Origin of the sequence: Rhizobium sp. BK212 (assembly GCF_014197475.1) — a bacterium.
Classification (GTDB): domain Bacteria; phylum Pseudomonadota; class Alphaproteobacteria; order Rhizobiales; family Rhizobiaceae; genus Rhizobium; species Rhizobium anhuiense.
Window position 1 is genome coordinate 309,802 of the sequence record NZ_JACIFS010000007.1, and the last position, 15,461, is coordinate 325,262.

A 15,461-nucleotide genomic window follows, 5' to 3' on the forward strand; every position below is an offset into this window, starting at 1 on the left:
AGGGGGTGAGCAAACCACCCGATTCTTGCGCATCCGCCAGAGAGGCTCAGATCCGCTGTTTGACGGTCGCGAGTGCGCCCTTGAAAGCCTTGGCGAAGCTTTCCCGATCGTCGGGATTGAGGAAGGATCCGATATCCGTGCGCCGCCCCTCGCCGAAGATATGCATGGAGAGGATGCCGATCTCCTGGTGCCGGCGAACGAGGAAACGCGCCCAGAACGGATTGAAATGATGCTCCACCATCCGTCCCGATGGTGCAAACTTGCGCACCGACACGTCCATGCGCGACACCGTCACCTGTTCGCGCGCTTTCCCGGAGCGGTAATTCAGCCAGAAGGCGCCGTACAAAAGCACGAAATCCAGTCCGAAGAAGAAGCCGATCGGCCAGGCGCCTGTCACGACGAAGAACATGCCGTAGAGGAAGCAGACGGCGCCGGACAAAGCAAGCAGCACCTTGAAGCCCCGACGGCCAAGTGACCGGTGGGGAAAGAGCTCGGCGGCGAAAACAGGCTGCTCGTTGGAGCTGTCGGCGTTGCTTTCCATCATGGCTGCTGAGTATAGAGTTTCCATGGCAAATCCGAAACTCAAATCCGTTACCAAGATGCCTCAGGGTGCGAATGTGATCGCCCGCCGCAAACCGGCGGCAGCGGTGCGCACGGTCTATTCACTGGCCGAGCGCGAGGAGATCTTCCGCCGCTTCTCCGTTCAGCGGCCGGAACCGAGAGGCGAGCTCGAACACACCAACGCCTTCACACTCGTCGTCGCCGTGGCACTTTCGGCGCAGGCGACCGATGTCGGCGTCAACAAGGCGACACGCGCGCTCTTCAGGATTGCCGATACGCCGGAAAAGATGCTCGATCTCGGCGAGGAACGGCTGCGCGACTATATCAGGACGATCGGCCTCTATCGCAACAAGGCGAAAAACGTCATCGCGCTCTCACAGATGCTGGTCGAGCAATTCGGCGGCAAGGTGCCGGAAACGCGCGAGGAACTGGTGAGATTGCCGGGCGTCGGCCGCAAGACCGCCAATGTCGTGCTTTCCATGGCCTTCGGCCAGGCGACGATGGCCGTCGACACGCACATCTTCCGCATCGCCAATCGCATCAGGCTCGCCCCCGGCAAGACGCCCGACGAGGTCGAGGCACGGCTGATGAAGGTGATCCCGAAACATTACCTCTATCACGCCCATCACTGGCTGATCCTGCACGGCCGCTACACCTGCAAGGCGCGCCGGCCCGAATGCGAACGCTGTATCATCGCCGATCTCTGCAAGTCGCCGGAGAAGAGTTCGGATATACCGGCGGCGCTCGTCGCGCTACCGCCGCAGGTGATCGGCGAGGCCGTCGAGTAGAACGGCGATCGCCTGCTCGTAGTCCCGCCTTTCCCCACCCGCCTCGATCGCGATCGCCGCGCGGTCGAAGGCGGCCGATAGCAGCGAGGTCAACGGTTCGAGCATGGCGCCGGCTTCCGGAAACATGGCTGCAAGCCCTGCCCGCAGCGTCGCTTCCGCATTCTCGGCATCGATTGCCGCGGCCGCCGACGAACCGAGAACGGCAGGCGCCTCGATCAGCAGCAGCCGTGTGCGCCCTTCTGCCATCATCGCATCGAAATAGGCCGAGGCACCGGCGATCAGTGCGGCACGCGGCGCGTCGTGCGGCGCCGAATGCGCTTCGATCACCCCGGCCACCGCTTGCGCCTCGCATTCGATCACCGCGCGAAAGAGCGCCTTCTTGTCTTCAAAATGATGATAGAGCGCGCCACGCGTCACACCCGCCGCCGCCACGATCTCGGGCGTTGCGGTTTCGGCATAACCCTTCTCGACGAAAAGACGCCGACCGGCATCGATCAGCGCCTGCCTCGTCTGTTCCGTTCTCTCGCGATTGCTGCGACTCATGCATTTTCTTTACATACAAACAGCATGTATGCTAATAGAAAAACATACAGAATGTATGTAAATGGAAAGATGGAGGAAAGAGATGAGATCGACGAGCTATTATCCTGTCATCATGACCGGCGATGTCGCCGGCACTGCCAGCTTCTATTGCAGGCATTTCGGCTTCAAGGCGCTGTTCGAAAGCGACTGGTACGTTCACCTGCGATCGATAGAAGAGGAGCATATCGCGCTTGCCATCCTTGACGGCAGCCACGAAACCATCCCGGCCATAGCCCGCGGCAGGGTGTCCGGCCTGCTGCTCAATTTCGAGGTCGCCGACGTCGATGCGATCTATGCCGCCTGCCGGAGCGCCGGCCTGCCTATACTGAGAGAGATCCGTGACGAGGATTTCGGTCAGCGGCATTTCATCACCGCAGATCCGAACGGCGTCCTGATCGACATCATCAAGCCGATCCCGCCGAGCGCCGAATTCGCGGCGATGTACGACACCGCCGCCCTGCCCGGCTGAGCCTCAGGGGTGGTGCAACGCGACATCCCTGGCGGAAACCAGCTTGTGCAGATGCACCATCATGCCGGCGGCAAAGAGCGGCGTCAGAAGATTGACGAAGGGGATCGCCAGGAAAAGGGCGATCACCAGCCCGCCGAGAAAGACGGTCGAAGCATGCCTGGCGCGGAAGAGCCGTGCCTCCTCAGGCGAACGGAATCGCATGGCGGCGAATTCGAAGAATTCCCGTCCGAGCAGATAGCCGTTCACCAGAAAGAACGCGACCAGATTGACCCCGGGGATGAACAGCAGCAGCAAGGCAACGATATTGCCGAGGATCACCACGCCGAGGAACTTGATCGAGCTTGCCATCGCCGGACCGAGCGGCATGGCGGTGCCCGGCGCATCCCCGGGATAGTCGCGTTTTTCGATGACGTCGGCGACATCGTCGAGAAACAGGCCGGCGATCAGCGCCGTGACCGGCGAAAGCAACAGCGCCAGCATCAGGGCGAGGCCGATACCGGCAAGGATCGCGAAGACGAAAGCGAACCACCCCGCCCAATCCGGCACATCGGGAAAGAAGCTCGTGAGCCATGGAAAGAGAAAGGCCATGAAGGCCCCGCGCAGCGCAAACCAGAGGCCGACGAGCACGAGAATCGTCAGGCCGAGCACCTTCCAGAAGACCGAGCGCGTTTCCGCCGCGAAGAGATTGGTGAGCGATAGTCGAGCGGCGTCAAGAATCATGTCTCAGGCGTCTCCGGTTGCGCGCAAGATGTAGGAAAGGTGGGGGTCGCCGACAAGAGAATAAAATTACATGCAGTAATAGAAAACTTGTCGAAAACTAAATACTAATATAATATTGTGACGTATATGAAATACGCACGGGCCTGAGAAGCAGCTTCCGAAATAGTTGCAAAGACAAGGGGTCGCAAAAGCGCATCCACGGAACGCCTCTGAGGGAAGACGGGGAGGCCGATGTGGAAGACTTTGTGCAAAAACTCAGGCAATACGCAAAAAACGGCACACCAGCCGAACGCCGTATCGCGAAATATTTCACCGAACACCTGAATGACCTGCCGTTCGAGACAGCTGCATCCGTCGCTGACAGGCTGGATCTCTCGCCGATGACCGTCGGCCGGTTCCTGCGCGCGCTCGGCTATCAAGGGTTGGACAGCGTCAAGGTCGAGATTCGCGAGACCGTGACCACATCGCCGGCGCAATTGCAGAGCGCCATGAGCGAGCTGCATCAGGACGCCGCGGAGGGCAAACCGCTCGCCGTGCTGGTTGCCGAACAGATCCAGGCGCTCCATCATATCTATCATCTGACGGCACAGCCACATTGGTCAGAAGCCGTCGGCTTGATCAGCACGGCCCGAGAAGTATCAATCGCCACGCATGCGCGGCTCGCGAGCCTCGCCAATCATTTCTGCCAGCGGCTGACACAGGCCCGCGACGGCGTGCGCACGCTCGACGCCGCCGACAACCGTTTTGCCGAGCTGTTCGCCCGGCTGGCGGTCGATGACGCGCTGCTTGTCATTATCGACTGTCGCCGCTTCGCCAAGGCGCGACTGCTGGCCAGGACGGCGCGGCGCTACGGCTATAAGGTCGTCCTCATTTCGCCGCAACAGGCGGACTGGATGGCGGACCAGTCGAACGTCATGCTGCCCTTGCCGCCAGCGCGCGCGCCCGATCTCGACAACCTTCCGCCGCTGATCGCGCTGCTCGATTGCCTGTCGGAATCCGTCATCCTCGAAGTCGGAGAAGAAGCGGCCCTTCGCCGTCGCCGCATGATGGAATTCGCGACCGTGCTCGGCGAGGCCGCAAACCACTGAGGTCCTTAGCGCGTCTCAAAAGACGCGCGGCGCTCTATAGCATCGTTTCCAGTTCGGCGCGGTGGCGGTGCATGGCGAGAAGACGGCGGTAGTCGCGGTCGTAGAGCGCCTGTTTCGCCTTGTCGGGAAGCCGTTCGTCGCCACCTGGATACATCGCCTCGCCGGCCGCCGCCAGATCCTTGTACAAACCGCAGGCGACGGATGCGGCGACCGCCGTGCCGAGCAGCACCGCCTCGTTCATTTTCGGCACCACGACCTTGCAGCCGGTCGCATCGCTGTAAAGCTCCATCAGCACCGGGTTCTTCACATGCCCGCCGGCAATATGCAGCGTATCGGGCATGTAGCCATATTCCTTCATCATTTCCAGGATATGGCGGATGCCGAGGGCAATCCCCACCGCAGACCGCCAATAGAGCGCGCAGAGCCCGTCGAAGGACGTATCGAGCGTCAGCCCGCTGACGACGCCGACGGCATGCGGATCGGCGAGCGGCGAGCGGTTGCCATGGAAATCCGGCAGCACGAAAATCCGCGCACCGAAGGCATCGCCCTCCTCGGCCCTCAATTCGGCGATGCGCGCGACGATCCTCTGATGCAGCGCCGCCGTCGGCTCGCCGCCGGCCGCATGCATACGCACGATGTGGTCGAGCAGCGCGCCGGTCGCCGATTGCCCGGCCTCCACCAGCCAGGATTGCGGGAAGACCGCCTCGTAATAGGGTCCCCACATGCCATGGCTCGGCTTGCGTTCCCGGGAGAAGGTAACGATGCAGCTCGACGTTCCGGCAATCAGCGCCAGCTGGTGCTCGCGTTTTACAGGATCGGCGGCATAGCCGCCGAGCGCGCCCAGTGCACCCGCATAAGCGTCGATCATCCCGGCAGCGACATGGCAATCCGTCGTCAGCCCCAGCGCTTCCGCCGCTTCCGGTGTCAACTGCCCGACACTGTCTCCTACAGGCGTGGTCTCGTCCGGCAGATGGCCGCGCTCATGAAGGTCCTCGAGGCCGATCCGCTCCAGGAAATCCTGCTGCCAGCCCTTTTCGAGATGGGCGAGATAATTCCATTTCGCCGTCAGCGTGCAGCGTGAACGGGCAGGCGAACCGGTCGATTTCCACGTCATGAAATCGGCGAGATCGAAGAAGTAGCCGGACTTTTCCCAGGTGGCCGGCAGCTTCTTCTTCAACCACATCAGCTTCGGCATTTCCATCTCGGGCGACATCACATGCCCGGAATGTTCGAGCACCCTGTGCTCCGTCGCCGTGCAGAAATCGGCTTCCTTCAGCGCCCGGTGATCGAGCCAGACGATCGTGTCGAAACGCCGCTCGCCGCCGGTGGAAACGCTGAGCTGACGTCCCTCGACGTCGCGGACGACCAGCGAACAGGTGGCGTCGAAGCCGATCGCTCCAACCGAGGCGGCGGCGATGCCGGATTGCTCCATCGCCCTGCGCACTGCCGTGCAGGCGGCCGACCAGATATCTTCGGAATCGTGCTCGGCATGGTTTTCACGCGGCCGGTTCATCACGATCGGATGTTCGGATTTGGCGAGCAGGCCGCCGCGTGCGTCGAAGACGCCGGCGCGCGCGCTGCCCGTGCCGATATCCACCGCAACCACATGATCACGCATCAAATCTTGGTCCCGTCCAGCTTATGGTTGCGGACAAGGTGTATCAAATCCGGCATGGCGTCAAACACCACCTCAGGCGAAAGACGATCGAGTTCGGCGCGGTATCCGGCGAAATTGGCGTGGGACCCACCGGTGAAGGCGAAGACCGTCATGCCCGCCGCCTTGGCGGCAGCAATACCGGCCGGGCTGTCCTCGACGACAAGGCAATGTGCCGGCTCGACCTGCATTTCACGCGCCGCATGCAGGAAAAGATCGGGCGCCGGTTTGCCGCGCTTGACCATCGTCGCGCTGAAGATGTCGGGCAGCTTGCCCAGAAGTCCGGTCACCGACAGCGACAGGCGGATTCGCTCCATCTGGCTGGACGAGGCAACGCAACAGGGCACGCCAAGTCCGTCGATCGTCGCGGCGACACCCTCGATCGGCTTCAACTCGGTGCGGAAACGGGCATAGAGATCGGTGCGGATGCGCTCGAGGAATTCCTCGCCAGCTTGGACGTTGAATTCGGTTTCGAGCGTATCGATGAGGGTCGACAGGCTACGGCCGAGAAAGCGCTCATAGGCCTGGTCCTCGGTGATCGAGACGCCGAGATCGTTCATGGCGCCGACGAGCACGCTGATCGAAATCGGCTCGCTGTCGACGAGCACGCCATCGCAATCGAAGATGACCAGCCGTGTTTCAGCATCAGCCATGGAAGACCCAACCTGAGTTCAATTCGGACGCATCACCGTCCCGCTTTGCTCGCAAGGCCGGATGGTTGGCGACAACAGCGTGCCGCCATCCCATTCCCTTACACTGCGAGCTTGCCGTCGAGATAGAGTTGCAGCGTCTCCCGCGTGCCCTTTTCCCACAGGGTTTTGAGTGCATGGGCGAAACGCTTGCGGAAAAGTTCGGATTTTGCCACTTCGCCAAAAATATCGTCGAAGGCGAGGAAGGCTGACGGATCGTCCTTGGCTTTCAGCGCCGCCGCATGCAGGCGATCGGCACTGGCGTCGTTGAAGACGATATCCTTGCCACTGTCGGTCTTGCCGGCGAAATAACGGCACCAGAGTGCTGAAACCAGCGCCAGGCCGACGACGTCCCTGCCCTGATGCAGATTGTCGAGCGTCGACGGCAGGATGAATTTCGGCTGGCGGTTCGAGCCGTCCTGCGCCAGTCGCGGAATGGTGTCGGCAATCTTCGGATTGAGCAGGCGGTGCTCAATCAGGGCGAAATAATCCGTCAGCGACGTGTTCGGCACCGGCGGGACGATCGGGATGATCTCATCTTTTTCGAGCTTGGCGAGGAAGGCGCGGATCAGCGGCTCTTCCATGGAATCGTGAACGAAATGAATATCCATCAGCGCCGCCGGATAGGCGATCGCGGCATGCCCGCCGTTGAGGATGCGGATCTTCATATGCTCGTAGGGCGTGACATCGGCAACGAAGGTCACCCCGACCTTTTCCAGCGCCGGCCGGCCGGCTGTGAACTTATCCTCCAGCACCCATTGCTTAAATTCCTCGCAATAGACCGGCCAATTGTCCTCGATCCCAAAATTGTCGCGGAGGAAATCGACCTCACGCTGGCTGGTCGCCGGCGTGATGCGATCGACCATCGCGTTCGGGAAGGCGACATTCGCCCTGATCCAGTCGGCAAGGGCAGGATCTGAAAGTGCGGCCGTGCCGACGACGGCATTGGCGGTGACGACGCCGTTGTGAGGAATGTTGTCGCAGGACATGACCGTGAACGGTCCGATGCCCCTGGCCTTGCGCGCCTTCAGGCCGGCGACGATCAGGCCGAACACCGTCTTCGGCGCATCGGGATTCTGTCCGTCGGCAGCAATCGCCGGATGAGCCGGATTGAACCTGCCCGATGCGTCGATGAAATAGCCGCCCTCGGTGATCGTCAGCGAGACGATGCGGATCTCGGGATCGGCGAGCCTGGCGATGATGGCGCTCGCATCGCCGACCGGCAGGATGTCGATCATCGGCGCAGTAACGCGCGCCGCCGTCTTGTTGTTGTCCTGCTCGACCACCGTCGTCAGGAAATCCTGCGCCGCAAGTTTTTCGCGCATGGCGGCATCCGACGGCAGCACGCCGGCGCCGACGATCGCCCAATCGTGATCCGAGCCTGCATTGAAGAGATCGTCGAGATAGATCGCCTGGTGAGCGCGGTGGAAATTACCGACGCCGAAGTGCACGATGCCAGCTTTCAGCGATGCCCTGTCGTATCCAGGGATAGCCGCCGTGCGGGCCACATCCGAAAGCGTTGCCAGCGATAATTTGCACGTCATGTTTCAGTCCTCTTGAAGGTCTTGCCGAGACGGCCGGGCGTCATCGTCCGGCTCGCATGCCTGCCCCCCGCCGCCTGCTCAGATGGCAAGGCCGCCCTCGTTGAATTTGTGGATGCGTGAACGGTCCGGCGTCAGATAGACCGTATCGCCCGCCTTGGCCGCGAAATCGCCGCTGCCGCGCGCCGTCACCATGCCGATGCCCTCGGCATCGATATGCAGGAAAGTGTCGGAGCCGAGATGTTCGGCGACCACGACCCTGCCCTTCCAGTCGCCGCTCTCCATCGACAGCAGCACATGCTCGGGACGGATACCGATCGTATGGGCTCCGAGCTGGGCCGCATTCTGGCCCTTGATGAAATTCATCTTCGGCGAGCCGATGAAGCCGGCGACGAACAGGTTGCGCGGGCGGCTATAGAGCTCGAGCGGCGAGCCGACCTGCTCGATATTGCCCCTGTTCAACACGACGATCTTGTCGGCCATGGTCATCGCCTCGACCTGGTCGTGGGTGACGTAGACCATCGTCGTCTTCAGCTGCTGGTGCAACTCGCTGATTTCGAGGCGCATGTTGACGCGCAGTGCCGCATCGAGGTTCGACAGCGGTTCGTCGAACAGGAAGGCCGAAGGCTGGCGCACGATGGCGCGGCCGATCGCCACGCGCTGGCGCTGGCCGCCGGACAGCTGGCGCGGCTTGCGTTCGAGATAGTCGGTCAGGTTCAGCACCCGGGCGGCATCCGTCACCTTGCGGTCGATCTCTGCCTTGTCGACACCCGCCATCTTCAGCGGGAAGGCGATGTTGTTGCGCACGCTCATGTGCGGATAGAGCGCATAGGATTGGAACACCATGGCCAGGCCGCGCTCCGAGGGCGCCTTTTCGGTGGCGTCCCTGCCGTCGATGACGATCTTGCCGCCGGAGACGTCCTCGAGCCCGGCAATCAACCTAAGCAAGGTGGACTTGCCGCAGCCCGACGGGCCGACGAAGACGACGAACTCGCCGTCCTTGATGTCGAGATCGATCGACGGGATGACCTTGGCTTCGCCGAAGACCTTCGAAACCTTCTGAAGGGTAATGCTGCCCATGTTTCTCTCCCTTTATCTTATTTCACAGCGCCGAAGGTCAGGCCGCGGACGAGTTGTTTCTGGCTGAACCAGCCAAGGATCAGGATCGGCGCGATCGCCATCGTCGATGCCGCCGACAGCTTGGCATAGAACAAGCCCTCGGGGCTGGAATAGGAGGCGATGAAGGCCGTCAGCGGCGCCGCCTTCGAAGCGGTGAGGTTGAGCGTCCAGAACGCCTCGTTCCAGGCCAGGATGATGTTCAAAAGCAGCGTCGAGGCAATGCCGGGCACCGCCATCGGCGTCAGCACGTAGACGATCTCCTTCATCAGCGATGCCCCGTCCATGCGCGCCGCTTCGAGGATCTCGCCGGGGATTTCCTTGAAATAGGTGTAGAGCATCCAGACGATGATCGGCAGGTTGATCAGCGTCAGCACGATCACCAGGCCGGTGCGCGTGTCAAGCAGACCTGAATTGCGGAACATCAGATAGATCGGGATCAGTGCGCCGACCGGCGGCATCATCTTGGTCGACAGCATCCACATCAGCACGTCCTTGGTCCGCTTGGTCGGCGAAAACGCCATGGCCCAGGCGGCCGGAATGGCGATGATCAGGCCGATCAGCGTCGAGCCGAAGGAGATGATCACCGAGTTCATGAAGTGGCTGAGATAGTTCGACCGGCTCTGCACCTCGGCATAGTTTTCCGTCGTCCAATGGAAAAACAGGAACTGCGGCGGCGAGGCGATGGCGTCGGCTTCCGACTTGAAGCTGGTGAGAAAGGTCCACAGAATCGGGAAGAAGATCAGGATGCCGAGCGTCCAGGCGATTGCGGTGACGATGAGCTTGCGCTTCGTTGTGACTTTTCTGGCCATCTCAAGCCTCCAGATTCTTGCCGACGAGGCGCACGAGGAAGATCGCAACGATATTGGCGAGGATAACAGCCACGATGCCGCCGGCCGATGCGCCACCGATATCGAACTGCAGCAGCGCCTGGGCATAGACGAGATAGGTGAGGTTGGTGCTGTCGGTGCCCGGCCCGCCATTGGTGGTGACGAGGATTTCGGCGAAGACCGAAAGCAGGAAGATCGTCTGGATCAGGATCACCACGGTGATGGCGCGCGCCATATGCGGCAGGATGATGTAGATGAATTTCGAGATCGGCCCGGCGCCGTCCATCTCTGCCGCCTCCTTCTGCTCCTCGTCGAGCGACTGCAGCGCCGTCAGCATGATGAGGGTGGCAAAGGGCAGCCATTGCCAGGCGACGATGAGAATGACGGAAAACAGCGGCACATTGGCCAGCCAGTCGATCGGCTGCAGGCCGAGCGCCTTGGCGAGATGGGCAAACAACCCGTTGACCGGGTTCATGAACATGTTCTTCCAGACCAGGGCTGCCACCGTCGGCATGACGAAGAACGGCGCGATCACCAGGATGCGCACGATGCCCTGGCCGTACATCGGCTGGTCGAGCAGCAGTGCAAAGGCGATGCCGCCAATGACGGTGATCAACAGCACGCCGGCGACGAGCAGCAGCGTGTTGATCAGCGCCGCAATAAAGGCCGGGTCGGACAGGAAATATTCGTAGTTCAGAAAACCGACGAAGCTTTCCATGCCGGGGCTGAGCAGATTGTAGTTCAGCAGCGAGAAATAGATCGTCATCGCCAGCGGGACGATCATCCACGCAAAGAGCAGCAGCACGGAGGGCGCAATCATCAGGCGCGCAGCGGAGCGGGTATGTAAGGTCGCCATGGCAATCACCGATCTGGACTGAAGCGGGGAGCGGCCGCAAGGCAGCTTTGTCTGAAAAAAGAGGCCGCCGATGCAGTTCGGGCAATCGGCGGCCCAGAGAGGCGGATTGTCAAGGATCCGCCTCTTGCTTGGGAGGCTTTTATTTAATGTAGCCGGCCTTGGTCATTTCGCGGGTGGCGAGCTGCTGTGCGCTCTGCAGGGCCTGGTCGACCGAAATCTGGCCGGCAAGGGCTGCCGAGAACTGCTGACCGATCGCCGTGCCGATGCCCTGGAATTCCGGGATCGCCACGAACTGGACGCCGACATAGGGGACCGGCTTGACGGTCGGCTTGCTTGGGTCGGCCGAGTTGATCGAGTCGAGCGTCGTCTTGGCGAAGGGGGCCGCCTTCTGATACTCCGCATTCGCATAGAGCGAGCTGCGGGTGCCAGGAGGTGCATTCAGCCAGCCTTCCTTTTCGGCAACGAGGTTGGTGTAATCCTTGCTCGTGGCCCAGGCGACGAACTTCTCGGCCGCTTCGGCCTTCTGCGAACCTGCCGGGATGGCGAGGCTCCAGGCCCACAGCCAGTTGCCGCGCTTGCCGAGGCCCTTATCCGGAGCGAGCGCGAAGCCGACCTTGTCGGCGACGGTCGATTCCTTCGGGTTGCTGACGAAGGATGCAGCAACGGTGGCATCGATCCACATGCCGCACTTGCCGGTCTGGAACAGCGCCAGGTTCTCGTTGAAGCCGTTGGAGGAGGCGCCCGGAGGGCCGGCATCCTTCATCAGCTTGACATAGAAGTCGAGCGTGTCCTTCCACTCGGGCTGATCGAACTGCGGCTTCCAGCTTTCATCGAACCAACGGGCGCCGAAGGAGTTGGACATGGCCGTCAGGAAGGCCATGTTCTCGCCCCAGCCGGCCTTGCCGCGAAGGCAGATGCCGTAGACTTCCTTGTCCTTGTTGGTGATCTTGCGGGCAGCGTCGGCAATGAAGTCCCAGGTCGGGGCGTCGGGCATCTTCAGGCCGGCGGCGTCGAACAGGTCCTTGCGGTACATGACCATCGAGCTTTCGCCGTAGAACGGCGCCGCATAGAGCTTGCCGTCCAGGGTCAAGCCGCTGCGGATGGCCGGCAGCAGGTCGTCGACGTCATAGTTGGCGCCGAGATTGTCGAGCGGCACCAGCCAGCCCTGCTTTGCCCAGATCGGAACTTCATAGGTGCCGATCGTCAAGACGTCGTACTGGCCGCCCTTGGTCGCGATGTCGGTCGTGACCTTCTGGCGCAGCACGTTTTCTTCGAGGGTTACCCATTCAAGGTCGATGCCGGGATTCTTCGCCTTGAAATCATCCGTCAGCTTCTGCATCCGGATCATGTCGCCGTTGTTCACGGTCGCGATTGTCAGCGTCTCGGCCGAAGCCATGCCGGCAAACGCCAGTGCTGAGCAGGCGCCCAGCAGAAAAGTTCTCAATGTCATATCTTCCTCCCAGAAGATGGAGTGTGAGCATTCGCTTTGCTCATGGGCAATTACTCAACAATCAACAAAGAATGTCAATCGGCAATCGTTGCTGCGATGCCGAAGGCGATAGTCATCTCATTGATTTAACTAGAATATTTTTTGCTCAATTCCTGAGCAAAAACTCAGCAGTTTCTTCATCGGTGATCAGAGCATTGATTTGATGGCCGACAATGGCAGCCCTGATCGCCTTGAATTTGCGCTTGCCCTTGGCCAGTCCAATGACGATCGACGCGTCGCGGGACGGGATCGGCGCCGACGCGACGCGCTCGTTGATCGGGTTGTCGAGCAACCTGCCGTCGACATCGAAGATCCAGCCGCAGATCTCGCCGACCGCGCCGCCGCGCATCAGCTCCATCATCTCGTCCTTCTCGAGAAAACCGTCGACGCAGAGCGGCCCGTCGATGCCGAGTTCGCCGATGCCGACGAAGGTAACATCGGCTTGCGCACTCATGTCGAGCGTCGAACGCACCAGTTGCTGGCCGTGCAGCAGCTCCCGTTCCTCCGCCGACGTGACGAGCACCGGCAACGGCATCGGATAGTGCCGCGCCTTCACCGCATCGGCCATGCTGAAGATGACGTTGTAATAGGCCGCCGACCCGTCCGGGGCGATATTGCCGGTCAGCGAAACGATGCGGTGATTCGGACATTCGATCGCCGGCAGCTGGTCGACGGCCGCCTTCAGCGTGCGGCCGGTGCCGATGGCGAGGACGATTGGCTCCGGCCGTTTCAGCCACCGCTCGATCTCGGCGGCCGCCGCCTCGGCGATACCGACCGTCGTCGATGACGACGCGGGATCACTCGGCACCACCTCAACATGTTTCAGCCCGAATTTCCGGCGCAACTGACTGCCGAGTTCCAGGCAGGCGGCTATCGGATGGTCGAGCCGCACCTTGATCAGGCGCTCGGCGACCGCCAGCGACACCAGCCGCTGCGCCGATTGCCGCGAGATGCCCATCGCAGCGGCGATTTCATCCTGCGTGCGCCCGGCGACGTAATAGAGCCAGCCAGCCCGAGCCGCATCGTCGAGCCGTGCAGGGGTCTCTGATCTTTTTGCCATTTAATGCCTACCGCGCAAAGTGAGCCGGCGTACCGCCGCCGAACATGATTTGAATTTGTATCGCGCCAGATCAAAACAAAATTCCGGCAAATGTCGAGCCTGTTGCAAAGAGCCCCGCCAAATAACCGCTATCACCAACGCAAACTCCGCTCAGGCAACCCCGCTTAGGCAAACCCACTCAGGCGAACCATTGCACGACGAGATAGATCGCCGCCCTCACCAGCCCGTAGATCACCCCGCCGGCGATGACGAGCGACACGGCCGTCATCACGAAGCCGATGAGCGCGAAGAGACCGTCACGGCCCAATATGCCGAAAGCGAAGACCGAGATCGTGATCGCCGGCAGGATGTTGCCGAGCGGGACCGGCAGCAGCAGCACGATCGACAGCAGCAGGCATGCGGCCCCGGCGAGATATTCCGCCGGCGGCTCGGCAAAGATCGCAAGCCTCGGCTTCAGCATGCGCTCCGCCCAGGCGAGCCAGCGGTGAATGCGGCCGACGATATTCTCGAAATCCTCCCGCCGCATCGAACGGTCGGCAATCACCCTCGGCAGCCAGGGTTTCAGCCCGAAGGTCAATTGCGCGGCCAGGAAGACCAATGGCGCGCCGAGCACGGCCGAGGTGCCGGGCGGCGTGGGAAAGGCGTTCGGCAGCGCGAAGATCAGCATCAACGCGCTGATCGCCCTGTCGCCCATCGTGTCGAATAGATCACCGATCGAGATCCGCTCACGGCTCTGGTCGGCGGCCATCTGCCGTAAAATGGATGAGAGGCGGCGGCCTTTGGGACGTGGTCTTCGGATGGTACTGTTTTCTCTCGTATCGATGATCGTGGATCCGGCGGTTGATGAAAGTGTAGGGCCGGATTTTGGCGATGCAATATGCCAATTGAATGACTTGCGGGGTTAGAAATTGCGGCTGCGATCGGAGCCGATCCCGGCTATCCAATTGCCCCACCCGTGGGCGAGATATCCGGCAGAACAGTGGGGTGCCACACGGCACGCCCCTGAAGCAGCCAACACCGCCGCCGAATGAGCGCTTGAAATTCCCCGCCAACAATGCAAGCAGACGCGGAGACCAGAGAAACGGCAGAGTGTAATGATCATTTCATTCGACATCGGCGGCACCGCCATCAAAGGGGGCATCGCCCGCTCCGAGACAGACATCGTTCCCCTCGGCCGCCGCCCGACGCCGAAGGATGATTTCGCCGCTTTCGTCGAGACCCTGCGCGACATTATCGCTGAAACCGGCGAACGGCCGAGCCGCATCGCGCTTTCCATCGCCGGCGTCGTCGATCCCGATACCCAGCGCCTGATCTGCGCCAACATTCCCTGCATTCACGGCCGCACGCTCGCGGCCGACCTCGAAACCGAACTCGGCCTGCGGGTGCTGATTGCCAACGACGCCGACTGTTTCGCCATGGCCGAAGCCGGCCTCGGCGCCGGCCGCGGCCACCGCATCGTCTTCGGCGCCATCCTCGGCACCGGCGTCGGCGGCGGCTTGGTTGCCGACGGACGCCTCGTCAATGAGGCCGGCGGTTTTGCCGGCGAATGGGGTCACGGGCCGATCATCGCATCCGCAGCCGGCAATCCACCCGTCGCCATTCCCGCCTATGCCTGCGGCTGCGGCCAGAAGGGCTGCGTCGACACCGTCGGCGGCGCTCGCGGCCTGGAGCGGCTGCATCAGACGCTGCACAATCTCGACCTTTCCAGTGAGGAGATCATCGCTCAGTGGCGGCATGGCGAGGAGAAGGCGACACGCACGATCGACGTCTATGTCGATCTCGTCGCCTCGCCCTTGGCGCTAACGATCAACATCACCGGCGCGACCATCGTCCCGGTCGGCGGCGGGCTTTCCAATGTCGAGCCGCTGCTGGCTGAACTCGACCACGCCGTGCGCCCCCGCATCCTGCGCAAGTTCGAGCGCCCGCTGGTGGTGCGCAGCGAATGCCGCATCGAGCCCGGCCTGATCGGCGCAGCCCTGCTGGGGTTGAAGGCCGAGGCGGCCTAAATCCAGAGGACT

Annotated in this window: 16 protein-coding genes; 4 read left to right on the forward strand and 12 right to left on the reverse strand. The window is 61.8% G+C overall.

Features of this window, described 5'->3' with window-relative positions; all coding sequences use genetic code 11:
* Positions 1 to 46: 46 nt before the first annotated feature.
* Positions 47 to 544, reverse strand: coding sequence for a DUF2244 domain-containing protein (locus tag FHT79_RS22785; RefSeq protein ID WP_047616676.1), 498 nt, complete (start codon positions 542 to 544; stop codon positions 47 to 49).
* On the opposite strand from FHT79_RS22785, the gene nth reads away from it, so the two are divergent.
* Entirely contained in the window at positions 543 to 1,349 is an 807-nt protein-coding gene (nth, locus tag FHT79_RS22790) for an endonuclease III (RefSeq protein ID WP_183904167.1), read from the forward strand. The genes FHT79_RS22785 and nth overlap by 2 nt on opposite strands.
* On the opposite strand, the gene FHT79_RS22795 is transcribed toward nth, so the two are convergent.
* The gene (locus tag FHT79_RS22795) at positions 1,314 to 1,892 is read right to left on the reverse strand and encodes a TetR family transcriptional regulator (protein WP_183904168.1); all 579 of its coding nucleotides are present in this window, start codon (positions 1,890 to 1,892) and stop codon (positions 1,314 to 1,316) included. The two genes, nth and FHT79_RS22795, sit on opposite strands and share 36 nt — an antisense overlap.
* Before the next feature lie 82 nt (positions 1,893 to 1,974).
* On the opposite strand from FHT79_RS22795, the gene FHT79_RS22800 reads away from it, so the two are divergent.
* Positions 1,975 to 2,400, forward strand: a complete 426-nt coding sequence (locus FHT79_RS22800; protein ID WP_183904169.1) for a VOC family protein — start codon at positions 1,975 to 1,977, stop codon at positions 2,398 to 2,400.
* Positions 2,401 to 2,403: 3 nt separating this feature from the next.
* On the opposite strand, the gene FHT79_RS22805 is transcribed toward FHT79_RS22800, so the two are convergent.
* Positions 2,404 to 3,120 carry a sulfate transporter family protein gene (locus FHT79_RS22805; RefSeq protein ID WP_183904170.1) on the reverse strand — a complete coding sequence of 239 codons (717 nt, stop codon included), beginning with the start codon at positions 3,118 to 3,120 and terminating at the stop codon, positions 2,404 to 2,406.
* A 233-nt stretch (positions 3,121 to 3,353) separates the two neighbouring features.
* Between FHT79_RS22805 and FHT79_RS22810 the strand changes: the two genes are divergently transcribed.
* Complete coding sequence (locus FHT79_RS22810; protein ID WP_047616230.1) at positions 3,354 to 4,208, forward strand: MurR/RpiR family transcriptional regulator; 855 nt, start codon at positions 3,354 to 3,356, stop codon at positions 4,206 to 4,208.
* Between the two features lie 34 nt (positions 4,209 to 4,242).
* Here FHT79_RS22810 and FHT79_RS22815 read toward each other — a convergent pair whose 3' ends face one another.
* From FHT79_RS22815 to FHT79_RS22855, 9 genes are all read right to left on the reverse strand, one after another.
* Positions 4,243 to 5,826, reverse strand: a complete 1,584-nt coding sequence (locus FHT79_RS22815) for an FGGY-family carbohydrate kinase (protein ID WP_183904171.1) — start codon at positions 5,824 to 5,826, stop codon at positions 4,243 to 4,245.
* Positions 5,826 to 6,515 carry an HAD family hydrolase gene (locus FHT79_RS22820; RefSeq protein ID WP_183904172.1) on the reverse strand — a complete coding sequence of 230 codons (690 nt, stop codon included), beginning with the start codon at positions 6,513 to 6,515 and terminating at the stop codon, positions 5,826 to 5,828. Before FHT79_RS22820 ends, FHT79_RS22815 begins: the two co-directional genes overlap by 1 nt.
* A gap of 98 nt (positions 6,516 to 6,613) precedes the next feature.
* Complete coding sequence (locus FHT79_RS22825; protein ID WP_183904173.1) at positions 6,614 to 8,095, reverse strand: mannitol dehydrogenase family protein; 1,482 nt, start codon at positions 8,093 to 8,095, stop codon at positions 6,614 to 6,616.
* A 78-nt stretch (positions 8,096 to 8,173) separates the two neighbouring features.
* Positions 8,174 to 9,172 carry an ABC transporter ATP-binding protein gene (locus tag FHT79_RS22830; protein WP_047616223.1) on the reverse strand — a complete coding sequence of 333 codons (999 nt, stop codon included), beginning with the start codon at positions 9,170 to 9,172 and terminating at the stop codon, positions 8,174 to 8,176.
* 17 nt (positions 9,173 to 9,189) lie between these two features.
* A complete protein-coding gene (locus FHT79_RS22835) occupies positions 9,190 to 10,020 on the reverse strand; it encodes a carbohydrate ABC transporter permease (protein WP_018483649.1) in 831 nt (276 codons plus the stop codon).
* A gap of 1 nt (position 10,021) precedes the next feature.
* On the reverse strand, positions 10,022 to 10,894 hold the full coding sequence (locus FHT79_RS22840) for a sugar ABC transporter permease (protein ID WP_047616221.1): 873 nt from the start codon (positions 10,892 to 10,894) through the stop codon (positions 10,022 to 10,024).
* 139 nt (positions 10,895 to 11,033) lie between these two features.
* Positions 11,034 to 12,344, reverse strand: a complete 1,311-nt coding sequence (locus FHT79_RS22845; RefSeq protein ID WP_047616219.1) for a sugar ABC transporter substrate-binding protein — start codon at positions 12,342 to 12,344, stop codon at positions 11,034 to 11,036.
* A gap of 145 nt (positions 12,345 to 12,489) precedes the next feature.
* The gene (locus tag FHT79_RS22850; RefSeq protein ID WP_047616217.1) at positions 12,490 to 13,443 is read right to left on the reverse strand and encodes a sugar-binding transcriptional regulator; all 954 of its coding nucleotides are present in this window, start codon (positions 13,441 to 13,443) and stop codon (positions 12,490 to 12,492) included.
* A 178-nt stretch (positions 13,444 to 13,621) separates the two neighbouring features.
* Positions 13,622 to 14,242, reverse strand: a complete 621-nt coding sequence (locus FHT79_RS22855; RefSeq protein WP_280952264.1) for an exopolysaccharide biosynthesis protein — start codon at positions 14,240 to 14,242, stop codon at positions 13,622 to 13,624.
* A 295-nt stretch (positions 14,243 to 14,537) separates the two neighbouring features.
* On the opposite strand from FHT79_RS22855, the gene FHT79_RS22860 reads away from it, so the two are divergent.
* Positions 14,538 to 15,449, forward strand: coding sequence for an ROK family protein (locus tag FHT79_RS22860; RefSeq protein WP_183904174.1), 912 nt, complete (start codon positions 14,538 to 14,540; stop codon positions 15,447 to 15,449).
* Positions 15,450 to 15,461: the final 12 nt, after the last annotated feature.